General features: G+C 66.3%; 20 protein-coding genes. 10 read left to right on the top strand and 10 right to left on the bottom strand.

Translation table 11 applies throughout. The features are described from left to right. Positions 1–71: 71 nt before the first annotated feature. Genes CSQ99_RS03715 through trmB form a run of 3 tightly spaced genes read right to left on the bottom strand, consistent with a single transcriptional unit; the run spans position 72 to position 4,847 of the window. Positions 72–3,344 (bottom strand): MMPL family transporter, encoded by a 3,273-nt coding sequence (locus CSQ99_RS03715; protein ID WP_099037699.1) that lies wholly within the window; start codon positions 3,342–3,344, stop codon positions 72–74. Between the two features lie 37 nt (positions 3,345–3,381). Continuing rightward, complete coding sequence (locus CSQ99_RS03710) at positions 3,382–4,077, bottom strand: NYN domain-containing protein (RefSeq protein WP_099037698.1); 696 nt, start codon at positions 4,075–4,077, stop codon at positions 3,382–3,384. Then, positions 4,077–4,847, bottom strand: a complete 771-nt coding sequence (trmB, locus tag CSQ99_RS03705) for a tRNA (guanosine(46)-N7)-methyltransferase TrmB (RefSeq protein ID WP_176560862.1) — start codon at positions 4,845–4,847, stop codon at positions 4,077–4,079. Before trmB ends, CSQ99_RS03710 begins: the two co-directional genes overlap by 1 nt. A gap of 295 nt (positions 4,848–5,142) precedes the next feature. Between trmB and CSQ99_RS03700 the strand changes: the two genes are divergently transcribed. The 5 genes from CSQ99_RS03700 (at position 5,143) to CSQ99_RS03680 (ending at position 11,978) form a co-directional block, all read left to right on the top strand. Next, the gene (locus CSQ99_RS03700; RefSeq protein WP_245908662.1) at positions 5,143–6,018 is read left to right on the top strand and encodes a hypothetical protein; all 876 of its coding nucleotides are present in this window, start codon (positions 5,143–5,145) and stop codon (positions 6,016–6,018) included. Beyond that, positions 6,015–7,460, top strand: a complete 1,446-nt coding sequence (locus CSQ99_RS03695) for a hypothetical protein (protein ID WP_099037697.1) — start codon at positions 6,015–6,017, stop codon at positions 7,458–7,460. Before CSQ99_RS03700 ends, CSQ99_RS03695 begins: the two co-directional genes overlap by 4 nt. Before the next feature lie 193 nt (positions 7,461–7,653). After that, complete coding sequence (locus CSQ99_RS03690) at positions 7,654–9,483, top strand: phosphoenolpyruvate carboxykinase (GTP) (RefSeq protein WP_099037696.1); 1,830 nt, start codon at positions 7,654–7,656, stop codon at positions 9,481–9,483. Positions 9,484–9,543: 60 nt separating this feature from the next. Next, on the top strand, positions 9,544–11,064 hold the full coding sequence (gene fadD4, locus CSQ99_RS03685; protein ID WP_099037695.1) for a fatty-acid--CoA ligase FadD4: 1,521 nt from the start codon (positions 9,544–9,546) through the stop codon (positions 11,062–11,064). Next, entirely contained in the window at positions 11,061–11,978 is a 918-nt protein-coding gene (locus CSQ99_RS03680; protein ID WP_099037694.1) for an enoyl-CoA hydratase/isomerase family protein, read from the top strand. The genes fadD4 and CSQ99_RS03680 overlap by 4 nt, the downstream gene beginning before the upstream one ends. Positions 11,979–12,005: 27 nt before the next feature. Here the strand turns inward: CSQ99_RS03680 and CSQ99_RS03675 are convergent, their stop codons facing one another. Beyond that, on the bottom strand, positions 12,006–12,734 hold the full coding sequence (locus CSQ99_RS03675; RefSeq protein WP_099037693.1) for a GntR family transcriptional regulator: 729 nt from the start codon (positions 12,732–12,734) through the stop codon (positions 12,006–12,008). A 1-nt stretch (position 12,735) separates the two neighbouring features. Then, positions 12,736–13,893 (bottom strand): acyl-CoA dehydrogenase family protein, encoded by a 1,158-nt coding sequence (locus tag CSQ99_RS03670; RefSeq protein WP_099037692.1) that lies wholly within the window; start codon positions 13,891–13,893, stop codon positions 12,736–12,738. A gap of 29 nt (positions 13,894–13,922) precedes the next feature. On the opposite strand from CSQ99_RS03670, the gene CSQ99_RS03665 reads away from it, so the two are divergent. Genes CSQ99_RS03665 through CSQ99_RS03655 form a run of 3 tightly spaced genes read left to right on the top strand, consistent with a single transcriptional unit; the run spans position 13,923 to position 17,330 of the window. Next, positions 13,923–14,906: a MaoC family dehydratase gene (locus tag CSQ99_RS03665; RefSeq protein WP_176560860.1), complete on the top strand. Its 984-nt coding sequence runs from the start codon at positions 13,923–13,925 to the stop codon at positions 14,904–14,906. A gap of 16 nt (positions 14,907–14,922) precedes the next feature. Beyond that, on the top strand, positions 14,923–16,035 hold the full coding sequence (locus tag CSQ99_RS03660; RefSeq protein ID WP_099037691.1) for a CoA transferase: 1,113 nt from the start codon (positions 14,923–14,925) through the stop codon (positions 16,033–16,035). Further along, complete coding sequence (locus tag CSQ99_RS03655; RefSeq protein ID WP_099037690.1) at positions 16,029–17,330, top strand: amidohydrolase family protein; 1,302 nt, start codon at positions 16,029–16,031, stop codon at positions 17,328–17,330. The genes CSQ99_RS03660 and CSQ99_RS03655 overlap by 7 nt, the downstream gene beginning before the upstream one ends. A gap of 312 nt (positions 17,331–17,642) precedes the next feature. On the opposite strand, the gene CSQ99_RS03650 is transcribed toward CSQ99_RS03655, so the two are convergent. The 4 genes from CSQ99_RS03650 to CSQ99_RS03635 form a co-directional block, all read right to left on the bottom strand. Next, positions 17,643–18,725 (bottom strand): IS110 family RNA-guided transposase, encoded by a 1,083-nt coding sequence (locus CSQ99_RS03650; RefSeq protein ID WP_218014575.1) that lies wholly within the window; start codon positions 18,723–18,725, stop codon positions 17,643–17,645. Between the two features lie 115 nt (positions 18,726–18,840). Beyond that, on the bottom strand, positions 18,841–19,755 hold the full coding sequence (locus CSQ99_RS03645; protein ID WP_099037688.1) for an alpha/beta hydrolase: 915 nt from the start codon (positions 19,753–19,755) through the stop codon (positions 18,841–18,843). A gap of 10 nt (positions 19,756–19,765) precedes the next feature. Then, on the bottom strand, positions 19,766–20,470 hold the full coding sequence (locus CSQ99_RS03640; protein WP_099037687.1) for a GntR family transcriptional regulator: 705 nt from the start codon (positions 20,468–20,470) through the stop codon (positions 19,766–19,768). After that, positions 20,467–20,988, bottom strand: a complete 522-nt coding sequence (locus tag CSQ99_RS03635) for an HD family phosphohydrolase (RefSeq protein WP_425437773.1) — start codon at positions 20,986–20,988, stop codon at positions 20,467–20,469. Before CSQ99_RS03635 ends, CSQ99_RS03640 begins: the two co-directional genes overlap by 4 nt. Before the next feature lie 114 nt (positions 20,989–21,102). Between CSQ99_RS03635 and CSQ99_RS03630 the strand changes: the two genes are divergently transcribed. Then, positions 21,103–22,218, top strand: a complete 1,116-nt coding sequence (locus CSQ99_RS03630; protein ID WP_176560859.1) for a TIGR03364 family FAD-dependent oxidoreductase — start codon at positions 21,103–21,105, stop codon at positions 22,216–22,218. 6 nt (positions 22,219–22,224) lie between these two features. On the opposite strand, the gene CSQ99_RS03625 is transcribed toward CSQ99_RS03630, so the two are convergent. Next, the gene (locus tag CSQ99_RS03625) at positions 22,225–24,393 is read right to left on the bottom strand and encodes an acyl-CoA dehydrogenase family protein (protein ID WP_099037853.1); all 2,169 of its coding nucleotides are present in this window, start codon (positions 24,391–24,393) and stop codon (positions 22,225–22,227) included. 175 nt (positions 24,394–24,568) lie between these two features. Here CSQ99_RS03625 and CSQ99_RS03620 point away from each other — a divergent pair, with 175 nt between their 5' ends. Further along, the gene (locus CSQ99_RS03620; protein ID WP_099037685.1) at positions 24,569–25,792 is read left to right on the top strand and encodes an alpha/beta hydrolase; all 1,224 of its coding nucleotides are present in this window, start codon (positions 24,569–24,571) and stop codon (positions 25,790–25,792) included. Positions 25,793–25,813: the final 21 nt, after the last annotated feature.

The following is a 25,813-nucleotide window of genomic DNA, read 5'->3' as shown; positions in this document are numbered from 1 at the left end:
CGTTTGCTTGGCGGCAGCGCCGAAACGGTGTGGACGGTTACCGAGTCGCTGCGCAAGGTCTATCTGACCGGCTAGAGCCGACCCTCGCGGCGCAACAGATCCTGGGCGCTCATTCCGCCACCGCGCCGCTTGGGCTTCTCGTCGGCAGCGTTGAGTTTCTCCGTCGCAGCGTCCGTATCTTGTGGCCGTTGGGCCGGGATGGCGGTCGTGGGATCGGCGTCCTCACTTTGCGCGGGGATCGCCGTCGTCGGTTCGTTGCCGGGGGTGGGCGGCGGTTGGCGTCGTCCGGCCCTGCCGCCCTCGGGCATCGCCCTGGTGGGTTCGGTCGACGGCCGTCTGGTCGGCGACGGCGCGGGCTGACCGGTTGGCGCGGTTCCGCGCAATTCGCCGAGCCACGACTCGATCTCACGCTCCTCGCGCGCGGGCGGGGCCGGCGGGGCAGCGGCTGCACGCGTGGCGGCCGCGGCATTGGTGACGGCGTTTCGCACCGCGTTCTTGGCGGTCGACAGCCGCGTCGTCGCAGGTTCGTCAGCAGGCGGGCGCCGACTCGGCATGCGGGTGGTTCCGGTAGTCGATGGTGCGTTCGTCCGCGGTGGGGCGGCGGCCCGCGTCGAGGTGCCGGGGCGCGAAGCACCTTCGGCCGCAGGATGTGTCGGGTCGTGCGGCGCGCGCGGACGCGCAGCGGGGACGGGTGCACCCGCACCAACCAATGCCTCGGGGTTCTCGACGGCCTCGCGAACGGCGGGCCGCTTGCGCTCGTCGGGCAGCTCGGTCTCACCGAGGCCGAGCCGCTCCTGGATCCGCTTCATCCAACGCGGCGCCCACCAGCAGTCGTCGCCGAGCAGCTTCATGATTGCGGGCACCAGGAACATACGGACGATGGTGGCGTCCAGCAGCAGCGCGATCAGCAGGCCGAACGCGAGATACTTCATCATCACGAGGTCGGAGAACACGAACGCGCCTGCGACGACCGCGAGTACCAGGGCGGCGCCGGTGATCAGCCGTCCCGTGGTGGCCGTACCGATGCGGATCGCCTCGGCGGTGGACATGCCGCGCTCGCGGGCCTCCACCATGCGCGACACCAGGAAGACCTCGTAGTCGGTGGACAGACCCCAGATCACCGCGATGATCAGGCCGATCATCGGAGCCATCAGCGGCTGCGGCGTGTAGTTCATCAGGCCGGCACCGTGACCGTCGACGAACATCCACGTCAGCACACCCATGGTGGAGCCGAGCGTGAGCGCGCTCATCACCGCCGCCTTGATCGGCAACACCACCGAACCGAACGCCAGGAACATCAGAATGGTCGTCGTGGTGATCAAAATGAGCCCCATCAACGGCAGCTTGTCGAACAAGGCGTGGATGCTGTCCTGCTCCAGCGCTGGGGTTCCGCCGACGGAGATCGTGAGTCCGCGCGGCGGTGAGATCGAGCGCAGCTCGTCGACCTTCTTCGCGGCGTCGTTGCGGTTGATCAGACCGTTCTGGATGACGCGGACCGACGCGTCGGTCGACTCGCCCCCGCGCGCCTGCCACATCTTCGAAGGATCACCGTCAGGCTCGATGAAGCCGGGAACGGTCATGGCCTTGTTGCGGACCTCTGCGACCTGTTGATCGGTCACCGGCTGTCCGTCGGTGTTCTCGATCACCAGCGTCAGGGGTTCGGTGCGGAATCCGGGGAACGTCTTGTCGAAGTCCTCCTGCGCGGTTCGGACCGAGTTGTCAGGCGGGAGGTACTTCTCGCTGATGCCGCCGAGCGCCAACTGCCCCAGCGGGATGATGAGCACGATCATGGCGATCGCAATGGGAGCGGCGAAGGCGACGGGCCGCTTCATGACGACGTTGACGAGCTTGCCCCAGAACCCCTTCTCCACCTCGGCGCGCGTCTTGGTCTTCTGCGTCTTCTCAGCCAGCCAGTTCAGCCACCACACGATCGGCGTGCGGGCGAGTGGGACGTATCGCGCGAGCACGACACCGGCGACGACCACGGCGACGAAGATGACGATGCCGAGCATCACCCAGTACAGGGCGGTTCCCAGAGTGTCCTTGGATGCGGTGATGGCGTAGGCGAGCCCGCCCAGCAGGGTGATGTAGCCGAGCGTCAGGCCGATGAGCGCGTACTGCGCGCCCTGCTCGCCGGTCTGCTTTATGCGCTTACGCGCGAGGTGCCCCAGCGCGATACCCACAGGCGGAAGCAGCAGGCCCGTCGGGATCGACGCGAGCGCGAGCGTGTTGGTGCGCGGGTTGCCCGGGTCGGACCTGATGGTGTCGGGCTGGGCGAACTTCAGCAGCCAGCGCACGCCGAGGGCATCGACCCTGGAGCCGAGAATGGCCAGCGCGGCGGGCAGCACGGTGATCGACAGGATCGCCGCCAGCATCACCGACGCGATGATCGCGTAGGTGATCGACTTCAGGAAGCCCTGCGGGAAGAGCAGCAGCGGCACCGATGACGCCACGAGGATGACCGCGGAGAACATGATGGTGCGCCCCGACGTCATCACGGAGCGGCGCACGGCCGCCTCGGTGTCGTAGCCCTCGGCGATCTCCTCGCGGAATCGGCTCACCATGAACAAGCCGTAATCGACCGCGATGCCGAGACCCATCAGCGTGACGACGGGTTGAGCAAAGAAGTGCACCGGCATGACTTCGGCGAGCAGCCGCATGATGCCGAGCGCGCCTGCGATCGTCAGGCCGCCGATGAGACCGGGAAGGGCCGCCGCGACCACGCCGCCGAACACGAAGAACAGCACGACGCAGACCAACGGAATCGCGGCCACCTCGGCGCGTTTCTGATCCTCGCCGATGGTGCCGGTGAGCTCACTGGCAAGGGGCTGCAGGCCGGCGAGCTGGATATTGCCGTCGTTGACCTTCCGCAGGTCGGGCTCGATTGCCTGGTAATTCTTCAGGATCGTGTCGTCGTCGTCACCCTTGAGTGGGACGCTGATGAACGTCGTCGACATGTCCGACGTCTTCATCTGCTGGACCGTGGGGTCCTCGCTGTTCGGGGCGCGCAGCCAGCCCACCCAGCCGACCATCTGATCCTCGTGGTCGGCCACGAGTTGGTTGAGCTCGTCGGTGGTCTTCTTCATCCACGCGGGATCGTCGACCTTTTTGCCATCCGGTGGCGTGAGGATCGCGACGACGTGGCTCGTCCGGTCGCGACCGTACGCTTCGTCGGCGGTGACCGAGGCATGGACCGACTGGCTGCCCTCGTCATAGAAGCCGCTCTGGGTGACGTGTTCGCCGAGGCCGATGCCGAAAATGCCGCCACCGACGCACAATGCAACCATGATGCCGATCACGGAGTACCGATATCGGTACACCATTCGACCCCACCAGGCGAACACCTAAGCTCCTAACTCAGTCCGCGGCGACCCGCGCAGTTCAATTGTTGACGCGCGACGTCAGTAGCGACGACAGCGGCCGGAACGGCTGCAGCCAAGCCCCTTGCTCGGGCAGCGAATCAAGGCCGATCCGCGGTAGCGGCTCCCGGAAAACACCAGGAATGTCCTCCAGGTCGACGAACACCAAGGTATCCGACGCTAGCGCCCAGCTCGCATGTTCGCGAAATCCAAGCACCTGGACTGGAACGCCATCGCGGGCGATTTCCTCCAACGGCAGCTTGAACGCCTGACCGTCGGCGGAGGCCACCAGCACGCCTGCCAGTCCCTCGCTCCTTCGGAGCGCGATGTGGTTGAGCATGTCGATGTCGACGTCACTGTCTTCATCGATCTTCGGTTTCGCGAAGACCGCGAAACCGACGTTACGCAATGCCTCCACCCAAGGTCGAACCACATCGGCGCTACCAGGTGCGATGTTCGTGAACACCGTCGCTTCGGGTTCCAGCGAGACCTCGGGACGCGACGCCGATAGTTCGGCCGTACGGGACAGCAGCCAGCGGCCGAGTGCGTCGAACCTAGGTCGGTGCGCCGCGGTGGGACGGCCACCAAGGATCGAGCCGAGGCCCATGTCCAGGTTGGGAGCGTCCCAGACCAGCAGCACCCGGCCGACCGGGTCGGCTGAAGACGCCTCGGGCGGGGAGACTTCTGCTATCCGCTGAATGTCTTCGGTGAGGCTCATCAGGACTTCTCCCAGAGCAGTTCGGTCACGACGGGGCCTGCGAGAGCCTTGCGCTCGTACTTCGTCACCGGCCGGTCGGCCGACATGGGAAGGGTGTCCTCGGTGCTCACGCGACGCAACCTCGGCTCGGCGTCACCCACGGTGGCGATGTGCTCGGCGTAACCCATATGGTCCGTCGCCGCGTGCAGAACGCCACCGGGACGCAGCCGGTCGGCGATCAGCGCCATGGTCGCGGGCTGCAGGAGCCTGCGCTTGTGATGGCGGGCCTTGGGCCACGGATCTGGAAAGAACACCCGCACTCCGGCCAGCGAGTCCGGTCCGAACATGTACTCGAGGACGTCGACGCCGTCGCCGCGGACCAGGCGGATATTGGGCACACCTTCGCGGTCGATGCCGGACAGCAGCTGAGCCAGCCCGCGGCGGTAGACCTCGACCGCAACCACATCGATATCGGGTTCGGCCTGGGCCATCGCCAGCGTCGAGGTGCCTGCTCCGCAGCCGATCTCGAGCACGACGGGAGCGCTGCGCCCGAACCACGTCTCGGTGTCCAGTGGCGGCGCGGGGCCGTCGCCGTCGCGGGCGTTCATGCCCACCTCTGGCCAGAGCCGAGCCCAGGTCGCCTGCTGGGCACCGCTGAGCGCGGTGCGGCGGGTCCTGAAGCTGGTCACCCGGGGATGCAGGTGCGACGCGGGTGGGGCGTCGGTGGCCGCCGGCTGAGCCGGCAAGCCCACACCCGCGTTACCCGAAAGCATCCGTCCATCGTCGCTCATCACGGGGGGAGTACCCGCATCGTGGTACAGATTGATACCCAACAGTTGCCTTCGGCTGCTACGGGTCGGGATGTCCACTCCCAAGGGCCACAACAAGCGCTCGCGGCACACTCTCGGAGGTGCCAACATCGTGGGTGGGGGCGGAGCCACTGACCCCCAACTGACCGGGTGCGTGGCGAGGGGACATGGAGGCTGCCAGATTTTTGTCGACGCCTTGACGCGATTCGCTGAGCAGAGCCGCAATCCGCGGTTGACACCGATTATCCGGCGCGCAGGCGCGCCAGTGTGTGTTGCGGTGCGTGGTCGACCCGGTGTCGGGCGGACGACGGTGTCCGCGGCGTTGGTCGATGCCGGCGTCGCGGTGACGGCTGGTCCCGCGGACATCACCGTGCTCGTGATCGCCGAGACGCTCAAACCCGAGGATCTGCTCGCGGTGCGTAGATCGGACACGCCCACCGTGGCCATCTTGAACAAGGCGGATCTGACGGGGTTCGGTATCGGCGGACCGTTGGCCGCCGCGCGGCGCCACGCCGAGGCGCTCTCATCTGGGTCTTCTATGGGCACGCCCACTGTGCCGATGGTCGGCCTGCTCGCCACCGCTGAGCTCGATGACGAACTGATGGCCGCACTGCGGGTGCTGGTCCACGCCCCCGCCGACCTCACGTCGACCGACGCTTTCGTGCAATCAGAACATCCGCTGCCCGGAGAGGTGAGGCGCCGACTGCTCGGCGCGCTGGATCGCTTTGGCATCGCACATGCGGTGCTGGCCGTCGAGAGCGGTGCCGACGCCGCGGCGGTGTCGGCGCTGCTGCGGCGATTGAGCCACGTCGAGGACGTGGTGGCTGCGGTGAACGCAGTCGGCGCGCCGGTGCGGTACCGGCGGGTACGCGCGGCGATCGCCGAATTGCGTGCGCTCGCAGTGCAATCCGGGGATGGACAAATCGCCGAATTACTCAGGACCGACGACACGGTACTTGCCGTGATGGGCGCGGCCGTCGAGGTTGTCGAAGCCGACGGTATGCATGTCGACCGGGATGACGGTCCGGCAGCACACCGCAGGCGCGCGGCGCACTGGCGGCGCTACGGCAGCGGACCGGTGAACGCCCTGCACCGGAGTTGTTCGGCGGATATCTGCCGAGGCTCGCTGCGCCTGTACGGGCGGTCGCCGTGAGGGGCGATCCCATCGCCGCGGCCGACGCGGTGGTGGCGGCCATCGAGCCCGGCCTGAATTCTCCAGGGGTACAGAGTCGCGACGTCGTACTGGTGGTGGGCCCGTGGCTGGCAGGCACCACCAGTTTGATCAGCGCGTTGCGTAACCGGTTGCCCGAGCACACTTTCGTCGAATCCGACGAAGTGAAACCGGGCCACGCTCCGGCCGCGGTGGTGTTCACCGTGTCCGCAATTGCACCGATGACGGAATCTGACTGTGCCCTCATCGATTTCGCGAGCAAAAACACCGATCTGGTGGTCGGGGTGGTCTCGAAGATCGATGCGCATCGCAACTGGCGCGATGTGCTCGTCGCCGACCGGTTGTTGTTGACCGAACGCGCGCCGCATTACGCCCGGGTGCAGTGGGTCGGCGCGGCGGCCGCCCCCGACCTGGGCGAGCCTCGCGTGGACGAGCTCGTGGGTCTGCTGCGGCAACGACTGGCCGATCCCGATGTGACACGCCGAAATAGGTTGCGCGCGTGGGAAAATCGTTTGATTGGGGTCATCGGGCAGTATCGCTCCAACGGTGACGGTTTCGATCGTCGGGCCCGGGTGCGCGGACTGCACGAAAAGCGTGACGCCATCCTGCGTCAACGCCGCCTGTCGAAGAGCGAGCGCACCATCGCGCTGCGCAGTCAGCTACAGCAGGCGCGCGTGCAGCTCGGGCACTTTGCGCGCAACCGCGCCACCTCCGTGCGGGGGGAGCTGACCGAGGACGCCGCGGTGTTGACGCGGCGCAGGATCGGCGGCTTCGAGCCGCATGTGCGGAGCCGAGTGCGCGACGTCGTCCAGGAGGTGGACGACGGCATCACCGCTCAGCTGGCAGACGTCGCTGCCGAGCTAAACCTTCCCGTGCCGCCGGCAGCCGCGCCGCCGCAGGCACCGCAGATCTCGGCGCCGCCGCTGAAATCACGTCGGCAGGAAACACAGTTGATGATGATCCTCGGCGCCGGATTCGGACTTGGGATCGCACTCGTGGTGACCCGGCTGTTCGCCGGGCTCGCCCCCGGCATGACCGTCGCAGGGCTGGTGGTGGGCGGTCTGGTTGGCCTGGTGTTCACAATCTGGGTGGTGGGCATTCGCGGGCTCCTCCACGACCGCGGGGTGCTCGACCGCTGGGTGAGCGACGTGATCACGGTGGTGCGGTCCGCGGTGGAGGAACGCGTTGCGACCCGGGTTCTCGTCGCCGAGACAGCGCTCGCCTCGGAGCTTGCCCACCGCGACGAGGTCGACGGCGCCACTGCTGCCGAGCAGGTCGCCGAGATCGATGCTGAGTTGCGCGCGCATGCGGTCGAGACCGCCCGCGCGGCGAAGGTCGCCGACCGCCGGCTGCCGCCACTGCTGGAAGCGATCGCCGCCGTCCGGACAGAGTTATATGGAAACGGCACAAAGAAGGCCGACTAGCTGAATCGATACACCTCTGAGATGGGCCTTCTGAATCGTTCCTGTGAGTGATCGGACATAGTCCCGATTTACCGTGGATATGTCACCCGCGTTAACCTCTGTAGTACGGGGACGACTGGATGCAGCAGCCTCTTTGACGGGTTGACGCTTCAGGTGCCTGAGTCCTGGCAGAAAACGTATACAGGAGATTTTGATGACCGCAGCGACCATTCCGGGTCTGGACACCGCACCGACCAAGCACAAGGGCCTGCTCGCCTGGGTCCAAGAGGTCGCCGAACTCACGCAGCCGGACCGGGTCGTGTTTGCCGACGGGTCTGAGGAGGAGGCGGCGCGGCTGTCCGAGCAGCTCGTCGAGGCGGGCACCTTCAAACGTCTCGACGACCACAAGAAGCCGAACTCCTATTTGGCGCTCTCGGACCCCTCGGACGTGGCGCGCGTGGAATCGCGGACATTCATCTGTTCTGAGCGCGAGATTGATGCCGGTCCCACCAACAACTGGATGGATCCCGCCGAGATGCGCGGCATCATGACCGACCTCTACCGAGGGTCTATGCGCGGTCGCACGATGTATGTGGTGCCGTTCTGCATGGGTCCCCTCGGCGCCGAAGATCCCAAGCTCGGCGTTGAGCTCACCGACTCCGAGTACGTCGTCGTGTCGATGCGGACGATGACGCGCATGGGCAAGGCGGCGCTGGAGAAGATGGGCGACGACGGCTTCTTCGTCAAGGCCCTGCACTCGATCGGCGCACCGCTGGAGCCCGGCCAGAAGGACGTGCCGTGGCCCTGCAACGACACCAAATACATCAGCCACTTCCCCGAGACCCGCGAGATCTGGAGCTACGGTTCGGGCTACGGCGGCAACGCGCTGCTCGGCAAGAAGTGCTACTCGCTGCGCATCGCCTCGGCGATGGCGCACGACGAGGGCTGGCTCGCCGAGCACATGCTGATCCTCAAGCTGATCTCGCCGGAGAACAAGTCGTACTACGTCGCGGCCGCATTCCCGTCGGCCTGCGGCAAGACGAACCTCGCGATGCTGCAGCCGACGATCGAGGGCTGGCGCGCCGAGACCGTCGGTGACGACATCGCCTGGATGCGGTTCGGCAAGGACGGCCGGCTCTACGCGGTCAATCCTGAGTTCGGCTTCTTCGGCGTCGCACCGGGCACCAACTGGTCGTCGAACCCGAACGCGATGAAAACCATCGAGGCCGGCAACACCGTCTTCACCAACGTCGCCCTGACCGACGACAACGATGTCTGGTGGGAGGGCCTCGAGGGTGAGCCCGACCACCTCATCGACTGGAAGGGCAACGACTGGGTCCTACGCGAAACGGAAAGCAAAGCCGCGCATCCCAACTCGCGTTACTGCACCCCGATGTCGCAGTGCCCGACACTCGCCCCGGAGTGGGATGATCCGCAGGGCGTGCCGATCTCGGCGATCCTGTTCGGCGGTCGCCGCAAGACGACGGTGCCGCTCGTCACGCAGGCCCGCGACTGGCAGCACGGCGTCTTCATCGGCGCCACGCTGGGTTCCGAGCAGACCGCGGCCGCCGAAGGCAAGGTCGGTACCGTGCGGCGTGACCCGATGGCCATGCTGCCGTTCCTCGGCTACAACGTCGGCGACTACTTCGCCCATTGGATCGACATCGGCAAGAACGCCGATGAGTCGAAGATGCCGAAGATCTTCTTCGTCAACTGGTTCCGCCGCGGCGACGACGGCCGCTTCCTGTGGCCCGGTTTCGGTGAGAACAGCCGCGTGATGAAGTGGATCGTCGACCGCATCGAGCAGAAGGCAGGCGGTAAGACCACGCCGATCGGGATCGTGCCGACCGCCGACGATCTGGACCTGTCCGGCCTGGATGTCGACGCGGCCGACGTCAACGAGGCGTTGTCGGTCAACGTCGCCGAGTGGCGGGAAGAAATCCCGTTGATAGAGGAGTGGTTCGAGTTCGTCGGCGAGAAGCTGCCGACCGGCATCAAGGACGAGTTCGACGCGCTGAAGCATCGACTCGCCGAAGCCGACTAGTTCACTTTTCTGCGCGACCCACTTGACACCTGTCAAGATCAGGCGTCGTAGAGTCGGCGCATGCAGATTCGCGAGCATGCCGAGGCCACCGGCGACAAGCCGGCCGTCATCATCCATCCCGCCGGGACCGTCGTCACGTTCAAAGAGTTGGAGGAGCGGGCCAACCGGTTGGCGCACCACTTCCGACACGCCGGACTGGTCGAAGGCGACACCGTCGCCGTGCTCATGGAGAACAACGAACATCTGCCGACGGTGATGTGGGCGGCGCGGCGCAGCGGTCTTTACTACACGGTGATCAGCACCCACCTCACGCCGCCCGAGGTGGCTTACATCATCGACAACAGCGGCGCGAAGGCCATGATCGGGTCGCGAGCCACACGCAAGGTCTGCGAAGGATTGGCCGAGCTGGGTGCACTGCCCGAAATGTTGTTGATCGCCGACGACGACGTCGATGGGTGGCAGCGCTACCCCGAGTGCGTGGCGGACCGGCCGAGCACACCCATCGATGACGAGGTCGAGGGCGATTTGCTGCAGTACTCGTCGGGAACCACCGGGCGCCCCAAGGGAATTCGTCGCGAACTCACCCACGCCAAGCCTTCCGAGACGCCGAACCTCGTCTCGGCCCTGCTGATGGCCATTCAGATGAATGGCGAGTCCGTCTATCTGAGTCCGGCCCCGCTGTACCACACCGCACCGTGCCTCTGGTCGATGAGCGCGCAGGCGATGGGGGTGACGACGGTGATCATGTCGAAGTTCGACCCGGAATCCGCATTGGACGCCATCGGGAAGTATCGGGTGACCAGCGGACAGTTCGTTCCGGCGATGTTCGTTCGGATGCTGAAACTTCCTGCCGACGTGCGTAATTCGTATGATGTGTCGAGTCTGCACCGCGTGGTACACGCCGCGGCGCCATGTCCGGTCGATATCAAGAAACAGATGATCGACTGGTGGGGTCCGGTTGTCGATGAGTACTACTCGTCATCGGAAGGTGCAGGTATCACCTTCATATCAGCCGAGGAATGGCTGAAACGCCCTGGCTCCGTGGGCAAACCGCTGCTTGGTATTGCGCACGTCCTCGATGAGGACGGAAACGATCAGCCGCCCGGTCAGGCTGGTCAGATCTACTTCGATCTGGGAGTCGTGCCGTTCGTCTATCACAAGGATCCCAAGAAGACGGCTGAGTCACGCGACAGGCACGGCTGGGTGACCGTCGGCGACGTGGGCTATGTGGACGACGAGGGCTACATGTTCCTCACCGACCGCAAGCATCACATGATCATCTCCGGCGGTGTGAACATCTATCCGCAGGAAGCCGAGAACATGTTGATCACCCACCCCAAGGTGCTCGACGCGGCGGTGTTCGGCATCCCCGACGACGAGATGGGGCAGAGCGTCAAGGGTGTCGTCCAAACGGTCGACCCCGCTGATGCCTGCGAGCCGTTCGGAGATGAACTACTGGCGTGGCTCCGAGAGCGGTTGGCGCACTACAAGTGCCCGCGGTCGATCTCCTTCGAGGCGCAGATGCCGCGTACGGAAACCGGCAAGATGTTCAAGCAGGAGCTGATAAAGAAGTACTCGTGACCCCTCCTCGAGTCGTAGATGTCGCGTCCGGCGTTGTCATTGCGATCGGATCGCCCTCGGACGACGCGACTTTCACGCTCACCGAGGAGGACAGTTCGGACCGTCGCGTCGTGACAGTGGCGTCGGTGCCCGACGCGCTCGACGAACTGCGGGAGCGGTGCCTGAGATGGCCGACAGCCGCCGCGGTCTGCAGCGACGTACTGCGGGCGCACGACGACGACGCGCCGGCGTCCACCGGCGTCATCACCGAGTCGCTCGCATACTCGACGCTGCAGTCCGGGGCGGAATTCGCGCGGTGGCTCGCCGAGCGGGGACCGGCGGCGCCGGTGCACATCGCGGATCCGGTGCAGGCCGAACGAGTCGATTGCACCCTCTACGTTCGGTTCAACCGGGCGCAGCGGCACAACGCCTTCTCCACCGACGCGCGGGCAGCACTGCTCGAAGCGCTCGAGGTGGCCCGCCTCGACCCGTCCGTGACCGACGTTGTGCTGTCCGGCAATGGCCCGTCGTTCTGCAGCGGTGGTGACCTGGCGGAGTTCGGCACCTTCGCCGATCCCGCCAGTGCCCATCTGGCCCGCACCCGGCACAGCCCCGCATTGGTGCTCGACGAGCTGACCACCCGACTCGGCAGGCACTGCCGCGCGGAGGTGCACGGTCAGGTGCTGGGCAGCGGGCTGGAGATGGCCGCATTCTGCGGGTGGGTGCAGTCGCGGTCGGATGCGGTCTTCGGCCTTCCGGAGTTGAGTCTGGGACTGCTTCCCGGCGCGGGCGGCACGGTGAGCATCACCCGCAGGATCGGGCGTTGGCGAACCGCCTATCTGGTCTTGAGCGGGCAGACCATCGATCCGCCGACGGCACTGCGGTGGGGTCTGGTCGACGAAATTTTGCGAATTCGGCGCGCTGATCGACCGTGAGGGTTGATGCGCGCGCCCGATTCGCACTCAGCCGGAGCGGCGCAGCGTCACCCGGTAGGTGTACTGCTCGGGCAGGAAGTGGCTGACGGACAACTCGACGGGTCGCCCCGCGGTGTCGGTGTAGAGCCGGTCCACTCGCAGCATGGGATGGCCAGGCTCACACGACACCGCGTCGGCGACCGCAGTGTCGGCGGGCGCCACCGTAATGGACTGTGCCGCTTGGGCGATCGGTTGGATCAGATGCGGCTCGAGGATGCCGATGACCGTCTGCGTGCCGACCGCGCCGTCTTGTAGCTCATGCGACGACAGCACAGCGTGCGCGACCGCGGGCGCCAGATGCACGGTCGTCAGCACGAACGGCACGCCATCGTGCAGTCGCCGGAACACGACCGAGTACACGAAGTCGTCGTCGAGTCGCAGCCGGCTGGCGGCGTCGAGGTCCACCCGTCGACGCAGGCCCGTCAGCACTTGCATCGTGGTGTCGTCGGACAGGCTCATCAGGTCTTCGATCGAGCCGAGCTGGCGCAGATAGCGTCGACCCTCCCCATGGGCGTAGGTGCCGCGCCCGGGCACGCGGTACACCACGCCCTCGGCCACGAGGTCCTGAAATGCCCGCCGCACCGTCTGTCGGGAAAGGCTGTGGCGGGCGACCAGTTCGGATTCAGTGGGCAGCCGGACACCGTCGCGGTAGCGGCCCGCGTCGATCTCTTCGCGAAGTTGTTCGCGCAGAGTCTGATACGCGGGTGGCGCCTTCACACTAGATCCCACCGCGGGCCACGAGCTGCGCCGCGATCACGTTGCGCTGGATCTCGTTGGTGCCCTCACCGACGATCATCAACGGCGCATCGCGAAAATAGCGCTCGACGTCGTACTCCGTGGAATAGCCGTAGCCGCCGTGGATCCGCACCGCATTCAACGCGATCTCCATCGCCACCTCGGATGCGAACAGCTTCGCCATCCCGGCCTCCATGTCGCAGCGATCGCCGCTGTCGTAGCGCTCGGCGGCGTATCGGGTGAGCTGACGCGCAGCCGTCAACTTGGTCGCCATGTCGGCCAGGTAGTTGCCGATGGACTGGTGCTTCCAGATCGGTTGCCCGAAGCTCGCCCGCTCCTGCGCATACTTCAGTGCATCCTCGAGCGCTGCGGTTGCCACGCCGAGCGCGCGGGAGGCGACCTGAATACGGCCTGTCTCAAGGCCTTTCATCATTTGTGCGAACCCTCTGCCGGGCTCACCTCCTAGAATCGCCGTCGCGGGCAGGCGGTAGTCGTCGAAGGTCAGCTCGCAGGACTCCACCCCCTTGTAGCCCAGCTTGGGCAGATCCCGCGACACCGTGAGGCCGTCGCCGTGCTCCACGAGGACCACCGAAATACCCTTGTGCTTGGGCGTGGCCGACGGATCGGTCTTGCACAGCAGTGCGATCAGAGCCGAGCGGCGGGCATTGCTGATCCACGTTTTGGAGCCGCTGATCACCAGATCGGAGCCATCGGCCGCCGCGACGGTGGTGATGTTCTGCAGATCCGATCCGCCGCCCGGCTCGGTGAGCGCCATCGTCGCCCGCACCTCGCCGGTCGCCATCGGCGGCAGGTACTTCTGCTTCTGCGCCTCGGTGCCGAACAGCGCCAGCAGTTTGGCCACCACGGTGTGGCCGCCCATCGCACCGGCGAGGCTCATCCATCCGCGGGACAGCTCCTGCGTCACCTCCACGTAGCACGGCATCGAGACCGGGGAGCCGCCGTAGGCCTCGGGGATCGCCAGTCCGTAGATGCCGATGCGCTTCATCTGCTCGATCCACGCCTCGGGGTATTCGTTGGCGTGCTCGACCTCCCGCACTGTGGGTTTGACCTCCCGGTCCACAAACGCGCGCACGGTCTCCACCAGCAGGGTTTCTTCTTCGTCCAACATAGGTACGGCCATATTGACACTTTGTGCGGCCTAATGCCAACATGGCTGCCGTGAGCGGCCCGTATTTCGACGACCTGGAGGTCGGCCAGGTATTCGACGCCGCGCCGTCGATGACTCTGACCGCCGGTGCTGCCGCCGTTCATCAATCGATCGTCGGCGATCGGTTGCGCCTCGCCCTCGACGGCGAGTTGGCCGCAGCCGTGACGGGTGCGCCAGGGCCATTGGCGCACCCGGCCCTGGTATGCGATGTGGCGATCGGCCAGACGACGCTGGCGACCCAGCGGGTGAAGGCCAATCTGTTCTATCGCGGGCTGGCCTTCCACCGCTTCCCGGTGATCGGCGATACGTTGTTCACCCGCACCCAGGTCGTCGGGCTGAAGCAGAACTCGACCAAGCCGGGTCGCACGCCGACGGGGCTCGCAGCCTTGCGGATGACCACCGTCGACGACGTCGGCCGACTGGTCCTCGACTTCCACCGTTGCGCGATGCTGCCGCTGAGCGACGGTGCGCCCGACACCGGCCACGCCGACGACCTTTCGACGATCGGCACCGAACAGACCCCGATCCCCGACCCGACCGCGGACTGGAACGCCGACGCGTACCGCGCCAAGGTCCCTGGGGCGCATTTCGATGCCGGGATGGCAGGCGCGGTGCTCCTCAGTTCCGCCGACATCGTCAGCGGCGCGCCAGAACTCGCCCGGCTGACATTGAATATTGCTGCCACGCATCATGACTGGCGAAGCAGTGGACGGCGTTTGGTATATGGCGGACACACCATCGGATTGGCGCTGGCGCAGGCAAACCGGCTGTTGCCCAATATCGTGACTGTGCTGGGCTGGCGGTCGTGCGACCACACCGGACCGGTCCACGAGGGTGACACCCTCTACAGCGAACTGCATGTCGAGGGGGCAGTGCCGTTGCCCGATGGCCGCGGGGGGGTGCTGACGCTGCGGTCGGTGGTCTACTCGGTCGGTGAGCCTGACCAGCAGGTTCTGGACTGGCGGTTTACTGTGCTCCAGTTCTGAGCACAATGGGGCTGTGATGTCATTGCCGGTGCCCGTTGGCGTGGTGTCGCGGGCTCGCAGTGTCGCCAACGGATTTCGCGAATTCACCGGTGCCGACGTTGACGCCGACGTCATCATCTCCGGCCGGGCTGAATTGCTCGGGCATTCACCGCACGGCCGGATCTCGGCGGGTGGCGCGACGCACCTCATGCAATGCCGTGACTCGTGGTGTGCGCTGACGCTGTCGCGCGCCGACGATATCGACGCTGTGCCCGCACTGATCGAAGACGACATCGTCGGGCACGATCCCTGGCCGGAGGTTCAGCGCTGGGTTGCCGAAAGCGACTGTGCCGACGTCACCGATCGGGCTCGCCTGCTCGGGCTTCCGGTCGCCGCGCTCGGTGAGACGCCCGCCGAACCGCCGCGCGTCTATCCGTTCGGCGCGGCTACGGCAGCGCGCAGCCCGTCCGGGCTGTTGGTCGCCGACTTGTCTTCGATGTGGGCGGGACCGCTCTGCGGACAGCTGCTGGCACAGGCGGGTGCGACCGTCGTGAAGGTGGAAAGTGCGTCGCGTCCCGACGGTACCCGCGCGGGCCCGTCGGCCTTCTTCGACTGGATCAATGGAGGAAAGCTCTCGTATGTGGTTGATTTCGATCAGCCCAGCGGATTGCACAGGCTGTTGTCCGCGGCCGACATCGTGATCGAGTCCTCACGCCCGGCGGCGTTGATCCGCCGCGGTCTCGGGCCGACGGGGATCGATCCGCGCGACGGGAGGGTCTGGCTGCGGATCACCGGTCACGGCACCGAGGGTGAGCGCGCCAACTGGGTGGCGTTCGGCGACGATGCCGCGGTCTCCGGCGGGTTGGTGTGCGGGGGTGATGACGCCCCGGTCTTCTGCGGTGACGCGATCGCCGACCCGCTGACCGGTTTGGAGGCCGCGGTGGCGGTCGCGCAGTCGCTACGCAGCGGCGGCGGTGAACTGATCGAGTTCTCGATGTCTGCCGTCGCCGCTATGTACGCCGAATTACCCAGTGCCGGCGAAACATACTGCAATGCGACGCCGCGGCTGACAGGCAAGTCATCGGCGCTGGGTGCCGACAACGAGATCGTCGAGCAGCTGATCGCCGAGAAGCTGCTCTTTCCATGCTGATTCAGCGCGCAGCTCTGCTCGACGGGAGCGTCGTCGATATTCGTGTGGACGGCCGGATCATCGCCGTCGGGCCTCAACTGACGTCGCAACCGGGCGAGCACGTCTACGACGCTGACAACGGGACCGTTATCCCGGGGTTGCATGACCACCACGTCCATCTCCGTTCGGCGGCAGCGGCGTTGACGTCGATACGAGTGGGGCCGGCCGAGGTGCACACCCGCGCCGATCTGGCGCGGGTACTCGCGGTCGCCGAGGTCGGCGCCGACGGCTGGCTCAGAGCGGTTGGGTATCACGAGGCCGTCGCCGGGCCGCTGGACCGTCGGTTGTTGGACGAGGTTTCGCCGCGGGTGCCGGTCAGGGTGCAGCATCGCAGCGGCGTTCTATGGACTCTGAACTCAGCCGGACTGGCTCAGGTCGGGCTCGGCGACCACCCCGATGGCCGGTTGCGTAGCTCCGATCACGTTTGGTCGGATGCCTTGCAGCGCAACGAAAGCGGGCTGGCCGAAGTCAGCAGGCGGCTGGGTTCATACGGAGTAACCGGTGTCACCGACGCGACACCGGACCTGGAAGTCGGAGATGTCGTCAAGCTCATGGCTGCACACCGCAGAGGTGAACTGCGCCAACGCCTGCACTGCTTGGCCCCTGGCAAGCGCATCCTGCATGACACCGATCTCGATCTCGCTGATCTTGCCGCGTGGATCGCCCAGCGCCACGCCGACGATGTCCCGGTAGCGGTGCACTGTGTGACGGCAGCGCAGTTGGTGATCACCCTGGCAGCGCTGCGATCGGCGGGCAGCCATCCGCAGGACCGCATCGAGCATGCCGCGGTGGTGCCTGACGACAGTGTCGCGGACATCGTCGATGTCGGAGTGACGGTCGTGACACAGCCGAACTTCGTTGCCGAACGAGGGGATCAATATCTGGACGACGTGCCGGTAGCCGAGCACCACGAACTGTGGCGGTTGGCTTCGCTATTGGCCGCCGAGGTGCCGGTTGCGCTCTCCACCGATATGCCTTTCGGCCACGATGATCCGTGGAAGGCGATGTGCGCCGCGGTATCTCGAACCACCGCCGGGGGAACCGTGCTCGGGGCCGACGAATGCGTGCCGGCTCGCGACGCTCTCGGGATGTTTTTCGGTTCGGCCGATGCGCCGGCGGTGCAGCGCCGGATCGCACCGGGCCAACCAGGGGACCTGTGCATTCTCGGAGCGGGACCGGCCGAGGTGCTGGGCGAACTCGACTCGGGCATGGTCGCGACCACGATTGTCGCCGGCCAGGTGATTTATGGCGGCTAGGACAGCTGATATGTAGGGATGGTTTGTCAATAGGCAGGTGAAAGCCGCCCCGGGTTGGTGCCGGGGCGGCTTTCGTTTGATCGGGTCAGTCGGTGTCGTGGCGGTCGTTGGTCGACGACGGTGGTGTCAGACTGATATACGCGGGTTGGATACCGCAAGACGATGGTTCGGCGCGAACGGTGGCTGCTCTCTAGGGACGGGCGTCACACCAGTATTGCGAGAATTCTGTTGCGGCTCATAGCTGTAACGCAGATCCAGTTCGCTTACCTCGCCCTCGACCGACCGACTCCGATCAAGTTCGGTTGGCTGCGCTTAGATCAGCGTGGCCAGCGACCAGCACCAGCCGGCCAGCTGACGGGCGACCGCGACGTTGGCCACCACGTGCGGCTTCTTGCGTTCGTTGAACCGACACCACTGCTGGTGCAAGCGCCGGTTGCCGGCGTGCCCGCGGGCCTTGAGCGCGGGGTCGACCTTGGCCCAGCGGGCCCGCATCGTGGGTCCCGGATTGCGGTAGGCCGCCCGGTGGTGCCACGCCGCCTCGATCAACAACCGTCGCACGTGAGCGTTACCCGCCTTGGTGATAGGGCCCTGGACCCGGGAGACACCTGAGGAGTACTCGGTAGGAACCAAGCCGACATACGCGCCGATCGAGGACCCGGTGAACCGGGCCCAGTCACCGATCTCCACCGACAATGCCAACCCGGTATATGCCGAGATCCCGCGCAGACAGCCCAGTCGGTCGACCGGATCAGACCATCGCGGCGAGGCCGCGACCGTGACGATCTGCTCGTCGAGACGATCCCGAGCAGCGGTCGCGGACAGCACCGCATCGAAGTGATGATCGAAGGCCGCTGTGGTGTGGGAATCATCGAAACGTTGCCGCCGCAGCCAGGTTTCGTGCACCCCATTCCAGGCTTGCCCACCCGAGTACACCCGGCCCTGGCGCAACAGCAGCTTGGACAACCGGTGCCTCACCCGCATCAGATCCGCGCGGGCATCCTCACGAGCCCGGACCAGATCCCGCACCGCCTCCACATCGGCCTCGGGAACGGCGACCGCGGTGACCTCGCCCAACCGCAGCAGCCGAGTCAAATGCGCGGCGTCACGCGCGTCGGTCTTGACCCGATCCCCAGCCGGGCGAATCAGCTTCGACGGCGCAGCGACCACGCAGTCGATCTGGGCATTAGCCAACGCTCGGGCCAGCCCGAACCCAGTCGGACCGGCCTCATAGGCCACCCGCACCGGGCCGCGCAGCCGGTGCAGCCAGTCGAGGATCTCGCCGTGATCCGGGCACAACCGTGCCCGCTCGACATGACCCGTCTCTTCATCCACGGCATGCGCAACCACCGAAAGCGCATGCACGTCCAACCCGACACTCGTACCGTTGAAACTCACCGGAGGCCTCCTGATCTGCAACTGTGGCTCTACCAGTGCGAGTGTTCACTCGTGACCGGCAACCCACGTCCGATTGCAGCTCGAGGCCTTCGGCCTCAAGTCGCCTCCATACCGTCTAGGCGGCAGCCGGGGTGAGGAATCGACGCAACAACGCGCACTGACTGTTGAAGAATGCCTGCGACACCACGGCTTTCGGGGCAATTCCATCGAAGCCGTGGAAGGCGCCCTTGACGACCTCGACTTCGCACGGCACGCCTGCGGCCGTCAGCCGCTCTGCGTACGCAAGGTCCTCGTCGTGGAAGAGGTCGAGGGTTCCCACTCCCATCCAGGCCGGCGGCAGCCCGCTCAGATCCGTCCGCCGCGCGGGCACGGCGACCTCCGGGTCGGCATCACCGAGATAGGCCGACCACCCGAACTTGTTGCTCGTCCGGTTCCACAGCCGGAGCCCGGGGTTGTCCGGTTCGTCGCGGCCCACGGTGCGGTCGTCCAGCATCGGATAGACCAGCAATTGGGCGGCCAGTGCGATGTCGCCGCGATCGCGCGCGAGCAGGGCCAGTGCGGCTGCCAGGCCGCCGCCTGCGCTGGCGCCTCCGATGGCGATGCGGCGTGGATCCACCGACGGCAGTCGCGCCAACCACGTCAATGCCGCATAGCAGTCCTCCAACGCGACCGGGTAGGCGTGCTCGGGCGCGAGCCGGTAATCGACTGACACGACTGTGGCACCGAGGGTCCGGGCGTAGCGGCGGCACAGCTCGTCGTCCTGGCCCGGATGGCCGATCACGTAGCCGCCGCCATGTATCCACAACAGCGCGGGTCCGGTGCCCGTGACACCGGTGGGCCGGTACAGCCGCACCCCGACACCCGAAGGCAGGGTCAGCGCTTCGACGTCTTTGGGTACGCGGCGCCACATTTTGCGGGTGACCAGCCGGATGACGGGCAGCGTCACCGGCGTCACCACTTGCTTGGGCGTGAGCCGAGCGATTCGGCGGAGATCTGGATGGAAGTCCGAAGACTTGTTGGCGCCCGGCACCCAACCAGTATTACGTCAGCATGGTCTCGAATGCGATCCGGTCCCCGCGGTACAGCGCGCGGACCACCTCGATCGGGTCTCCGCCCGTATCGAGCGATCGGCGGTTCAGTCGCAACATCGGCATCGCCGTCGTGGTCTCGAGCAGTGCAGCCTCGCGAGGTGACGGCAACACGGTCTCGATCCGCTCGACGGCGGAGCCGAACTCCACACCGGAATCGCGTATCGCTGCGTAGAGCGACGTCGCCGGGTCGAAGGTCTTGATCAACCCGCTGAATCGGTGACGGGCCAGGTAGGTGCTTTCCAGTCCGATGCGCTGGTCGTCGGCGAGCAGAACACGCTCGAGATGCATCACGTCGTCGCCGTCGGAAATATCAAGCGACTCAGCTATTTCCGCAGTCGCGTAGATGTCCTCCCAGGTGACGAGCAGCCGGCCTGGTGTTCGACCGTGGCCGGCCGCGCCCTCGGTGTACGACCCGAGCGACAGCCGCGCCACGAGCTTGGGGCGCGACACCACGGTGCCTCTGCCGCGGCGTTCGATGCGCCCCTCGACCAGAAGTTCGTGCAGCGCTTGCCTGACAGTCTCCCGGGACACCCCGAATCGCATCGCCAGTTCGCGCTCGGGAGGGACGGCGTCACCCTCGGCGAGGTCGGCGAGGATCCCGTCGACCCCCGTCCGCACCAGATACGGCTTGGACGGCCGATGCGGTGTGCTCATTTACGATCGGCGCGAAGCAGAATGCGTTCTGCCACTGCGAGCACGCCGTCGATGGACAGTCCCGCCGCGCCAGGCACCTTCGCGGCGTCGTCGTAGCGGCGCAATCGCAGCGCATCCGTCCACCACGGGTGGTCGACGAACGCCGGGTCGGCCCCGGCACCCCCTTGGTGGTGAAGTGAGTCGACCGACACGTCCGACAGCGTCCCGGCGTATTCGGGATCTGTCGCAACGAGGTAGCGCTTGGCCGCCACATGCGCGCCGGCCAACCAGCCAACCCGTTCGCCGAATCGGGGGGTCAGCCAACTACGGGCCATGGTGTCGTGATGGTTCTTCCAGTCGTCGCCGAACAACGGGCTGTGGCCGAGGTCGTGTAATGCCGTGGCGAGCACGAGTTCGTCGTCGGCGCCGTCCTCGGTCGCTCGGGCGGCAGCCTGCAGCGCGTGGTCGAGTTCGTCGACCGCATCCTCGTCCCACACGTCGCGCAGAGATCGCAATACACCCTCGACTTCGGAGAGAATCGCCACGAACTCAGTGTACCCGAGATTGGTCTATACCAATTCTTAACCTGTTGTTCCCCAGTGCAATACCCAACGGTCGATGGATGGTTGCACGGGGTGAGAAGGGTCGTCCGAATGCGGGTGACAATAGTCGGCGGCGGAGTGCTCGGCACCGCGCATGCCTTCGAGGCCGTGCGTCGCGGACACGAGGTCGTCCAACTGGAACGTGAGACCGAAGCCCGCGGCGCGACGGTACGCAATTTCGGTCTGGTGTGGATCTCCGGTCGCGCCAACGCCGAGCTCGCCATGACACTGCGATCCCGCGAGCTGTGGGAGCGCCTTGGCGCCAAGATTCCTGGCATCGGCTTCCGCGCAGCCGGATCGCTGACGCTGCTGCGCACACCGGGGGAAGTCGCCGTTGCCGAGGAGGTGGTGGCCCGCGCCGACGCCGAGACTCGCGGTTTCGCCATGCTTGACCCTGACCAGGTGCGCACACTCAACCCGGTACTGCGGGGGAAATACCTTGCGGGCCTGCACTGTTCCCTCGATGCCGCGGTCGAATCCCGGCAGGCGATGCCTGCGATCCGCGACTACATGGCCGCGACGGGCAGGTATACGTTCCACGCCGGGACCGAGGTCAGAGGCGTACAGGCCTCGACCGTCCTCGACGACCGGGGGCAAAGGCACGGCAGCGATCTGGTGCTGATCTGCGCCGGAGCCGCGCATGGTGGCCTGGTTCGCGAGATCGCCGGTGACCTTCCGGTGCGCCGGGTGCGTCTGCAGATGATGCAGACCGAGCCACTGGAGGAGCCGCTGACGACTGCCATCGCCGACGGCGACAGCTTTCGGTACTACCCGGGGTTCGCGGGAGAGGCATTGGATGCCCTGCGCCGCAGCGAACCTCAGGATGCGGTTGCCGAGGAGCACCATATGCAGCTGCTGTGTGTCCAGCGTTTGCACGGTGGGCTGACCATCGGTGACACCCACGAGTACCGCGAGCCGTTCGCGTTCGACGTGACAGAGGGGCCCTACGCCTATCTCGTCGACGTAGTCGAGCAATTCCTCGGCCGGGCACTGCCGCCGATCCGGCAGCGCTGGGCCGGCGTGTACAGCCAGTCCGTCGATCCCGATCAGCTGGTCTGCCGGACGACGCCCGAGGACGGCGTATGGGTCGTCACGGGGCCCGGTGGCCGCGGCATGACGCTGGGTCCCGCGATCGCCGAGCAGAGTGCCGACCTGATCGGCCTGTAGTCCCGTTCACTTCAGCAGTGGATCGCGAGGCAGACCCAGAATCCGTTCTGCGATCGTGTTCCGCGTGATCTCCGAAGTGCCGCCTGCGATGGTCATGGCCCGGTTGCCCAGGTAAGCCAACGTCAGCATCGGCGTCTGCCCGACGATGGCTGCCGAGCCCGCCAATTCCAGGCCCAGCTCGGTCATCCGCTGACCGGCCTCGGCCAGCAGCAGCTTGGTGACGTTGCCCTCGGGGCCGGGTTCGGACCCGGCGATCGCGCGGGTGACCCGGCGCAGGTTGAGGAGTCTCAACGTATGCGATTCGGCGATGACCTCACCCGCACGGCGCAGGTAATACGCGGCGGTTTCGGCGGGAGCGTTGTCGAGCAGCTTGATGAGCTCATCGGCCGAGAAGCCGCTGGTGCCACCCGAACCGCCACCGATCGAGACGCGTTCATTGCCGAGCGTGGCGCGCGCCACCAGCCAGCCCTTGTTCACGTCGCCAACCACATCGGAGTCCGGAACGAAGACGTCGTCGAAGAACACCTCGTTGAAGTGCGCGTGGCCGGTCATCCCCTTGAGCGGATTGACCGTCACGCCTTCGGCTTTCATGTCGATCGCCATCATCGTCACGCCGGCGTGCTTGGCGGCGTCGGGATCGGTGCGCACGGTCGCCAGTCCCCATTGGCACAGGTGGGCCAGGCTGGTCCATACCTTCTGCCCGGTGACCCGCCACCCACCGTCCACCTTCTTGGCCGAAGTTCGCACCGCGGCGGCATCGCTGCCCGCGCCGGGCTCGGAGAACAGCTGGCACCACATGACCTCACCGCGCAGCACCGGTTCGACCCAGCGCTCGCGTTGGTCATCGGTACCGGCCTGGGAGATTGTCAGCGTCACCCATCCGGTGATGCCCATGTCGGGCCGCTCGACGCCGCTGAACTCCTCCTCGATGACCAACTGCTCGAGCACGTCGGCGGCGCGGCCCCACGGCTTCGGCCAGTGCGGCACCAGGTATCCGGAGTCCACCAGGAAGTCGCGCTGCTTCTCGGCTGGCAGCCCGCGCAGCGTGGTGACGGCCTCGCGCGCCTGCTCGCGGTGCTTCTCGGCTTCGTCGGGCAGGGTGAACGATGCGCCGTGCGCCTGGCCGCTGCGTTGACCCTCGACGACGTCGAGCAGCGGATCGCCGGCTTCGGACATCAACGCGGCGAGCGTGCGAGCCCGGCGCAGGTAGAGATGCGCGTCATGTTCCCATGTGAATCCGATCCCGCCGTGTAGCTGAATATTGTTCTGCGAGTTGAAGATCTGTGTCCGGATAGCGTGGGATGCGGCGACCGCCGCGGCGAACCATGCGGTGTCCAGATCATCGGCGCGCGCCGCGTCCCAGGTGGCCGCGGTGGTCTCTTCCGCGTTGACGAGCATGTTCGCGGCATGGTGTTTGACCGCCTGAAAGGTGCCGATCGTGCGGCCGAACTGCTCGCGCACCTTGGCGTATTCGACGGCCATCTCCAGAGTCGCCCAACTGACGCCCACGGCTTCGGCCGACGCCAGGATCCGGAAGACGGTTCGCGCCTTGCGCGCCGCGCCGCGCAGGACTCGGTCCTCGGCGACGGCCACGTCGCGCAGGGCGACGGACCCGACGCTTCTGGTGGGGTCAAGGGACTCCTGTGCCGTGACCGTGACGCCGTCGGCCCCTGCGTCGACCACTACGACGTCCTGACCTGCGATGACGATGAGAAGATCGGCGTCAGGTGCCCCAAGGACCGCTGGGCTCTCGCCGGTCACCACCAGATCGGAGCCGATCGTCACGTTGCCCGATACGGCCAGCGCGCCGATCGTCCTGCCGTCGGCCAACCCTGGAAGCAGTTGAGCACGAAGGGAATCCGAGGCGCAGCGGTCGATGACGACCCCCGCGGCGACACTCGGCAGGAACGGGCCGGGGCACAGTTCGTGCCCCTGGGCCTCCAGCACCACCGCCAGTTCGGACAGTCCGAAGCCCGAGCCCCCGTATTCCTCGGCGATCGCCAAACCGGCCCATCCCAGGTCGGCGGCCGCCGACCAGACCTCGGCCGGGTGTGAGGACCCGCCCTCGAGCGTCGCACGGGCCGCGGCCCGGCTCTTCGCCCGGCTGAGCTGGCCAAACGCCGCGTCGGCGAGGTCTGTGTGCTCTTCTGTGATGGCAAGTGCCGACTTACTCACGATGGAGTCCTCATTCACATTTGGGTTTACATTTGACGCTCGTCACGTCACGCTAGCCCTGCGGTGCAGCTCAGCGTCTACGTGATCCGGCTCACAGACAACTTTCCAGATGCAACCGGTAGACATCTAGCGAATGTTGTCGTTTGAGAACTCCGCTGCGGGGTACAGTCGCGCAATGTCGCCACGACCGGAAACCCGGTATCCCGGACCGACGATGTGGACACGCGCCCGGTGGTTGCTGAACGCCGGCCCGTCGGACTACATGCTGGCGATGAGCGTGGCGTCGGCTTCGCTGCCCGTCGTCGGGAAACACCTTGAGCCACTTGGTGCCCTCACCGCGGCGAGCGTTTGGGGCTACCGTCATCTCCCTGACTTTCTCGGCGCGACGGCCAAGTCGTTGCTTAGCCCCGGGGATACGGAGCAAAAGCGCGCAGACAGGGACTGCACGAATGAAGTGACCGCGGCGGCGCTGCGCGGAATCGTCAACGCCAACGACCTCGATATCGAGTGGCCGGCACCCGAGAAGGTGCCGCCGCTGTGGAAACTGCGGGAGCAGCGCCGCAAAGTCCATCGCTCGTCGGTGCAGTACGGGCCGCGCCCGTCCCAGCTGCTCGATGTGTGGCGCCGCGACGATCTGCCCGCCGAACCCGCGCCCGTGCTGATTTTCGTGCCCGGTGGCGCATGGGTGCACGGCAGTCGCATGTTGCAGGGCTACGCGCTCATGTCGCACCTGGCCGAGCTCGGCTGGGTGTGCCTGTCCATCGACTACCGAGTGGCGCCGCATCACACGTGGCCCTCGCACATCACCGACGTCAAGACGGCGATCGCGTGGGCCCGCGCCAACGTCGACAAGTTCGGCGGCGACCGCAATTTCGTGACGATCGCCGGCACCTCGGCCGGTGGACACCTGGCGGCCCTGGCCGGTCTGACCGCCAACGACCCGGAGTTTCAAGCCGAACTCCCCGAGGGTTCCGATACTTCGGTGGACGCGGTGGTGCCGATCTACGGCCGCTACGACTGGGAGGACCGCTCGACGGTCGAACGGGTCAGGTTCGTCGATTTCCTGGAACGCATCGTGGTCAAGCGCAAGCTGGTCAAGCATCCCGACATCTTCCGTAAGGCATCTCCCATCGCGCGCGTGCACGCCGACGCGCCGCCGTTCCTCGTCGTGCACGGCACCGGTGACAGCGTCATCCCCGTCGCCCAGGCCCGCAGCTTCGTCGAGCGGCTGCGGGCGGCATCGCATTCGGTGGTGGGTTACGTCGAATTGCCGGGCGCAGGTCATGCGTTCGATATGATCGACGGTGCCCGCACAGGATCGATGTCGACCGCAATCGGGTTGTTCCTCAACCAGATTCATCGCAGCCGCTCCCTGATCGGGGCGAAGAAGGTCATCTAGCTGCCCCGGGCAGGGAGGTAG

Source organism: Mycobacterium neglectum (assembly GCF_002591975.1).
GTDB classification, from domain to species: Bacteria; Actinomycetota; Actinomycetes; order Mycobacteriales; family Mycobacteriaceae; genus Mycobacterium; species Mycobacterium neglectum.
Note: the sequence above shows the minus strand (reverse complement) of the source record. Positions and strands in the feature narration are given on the sequence as shown.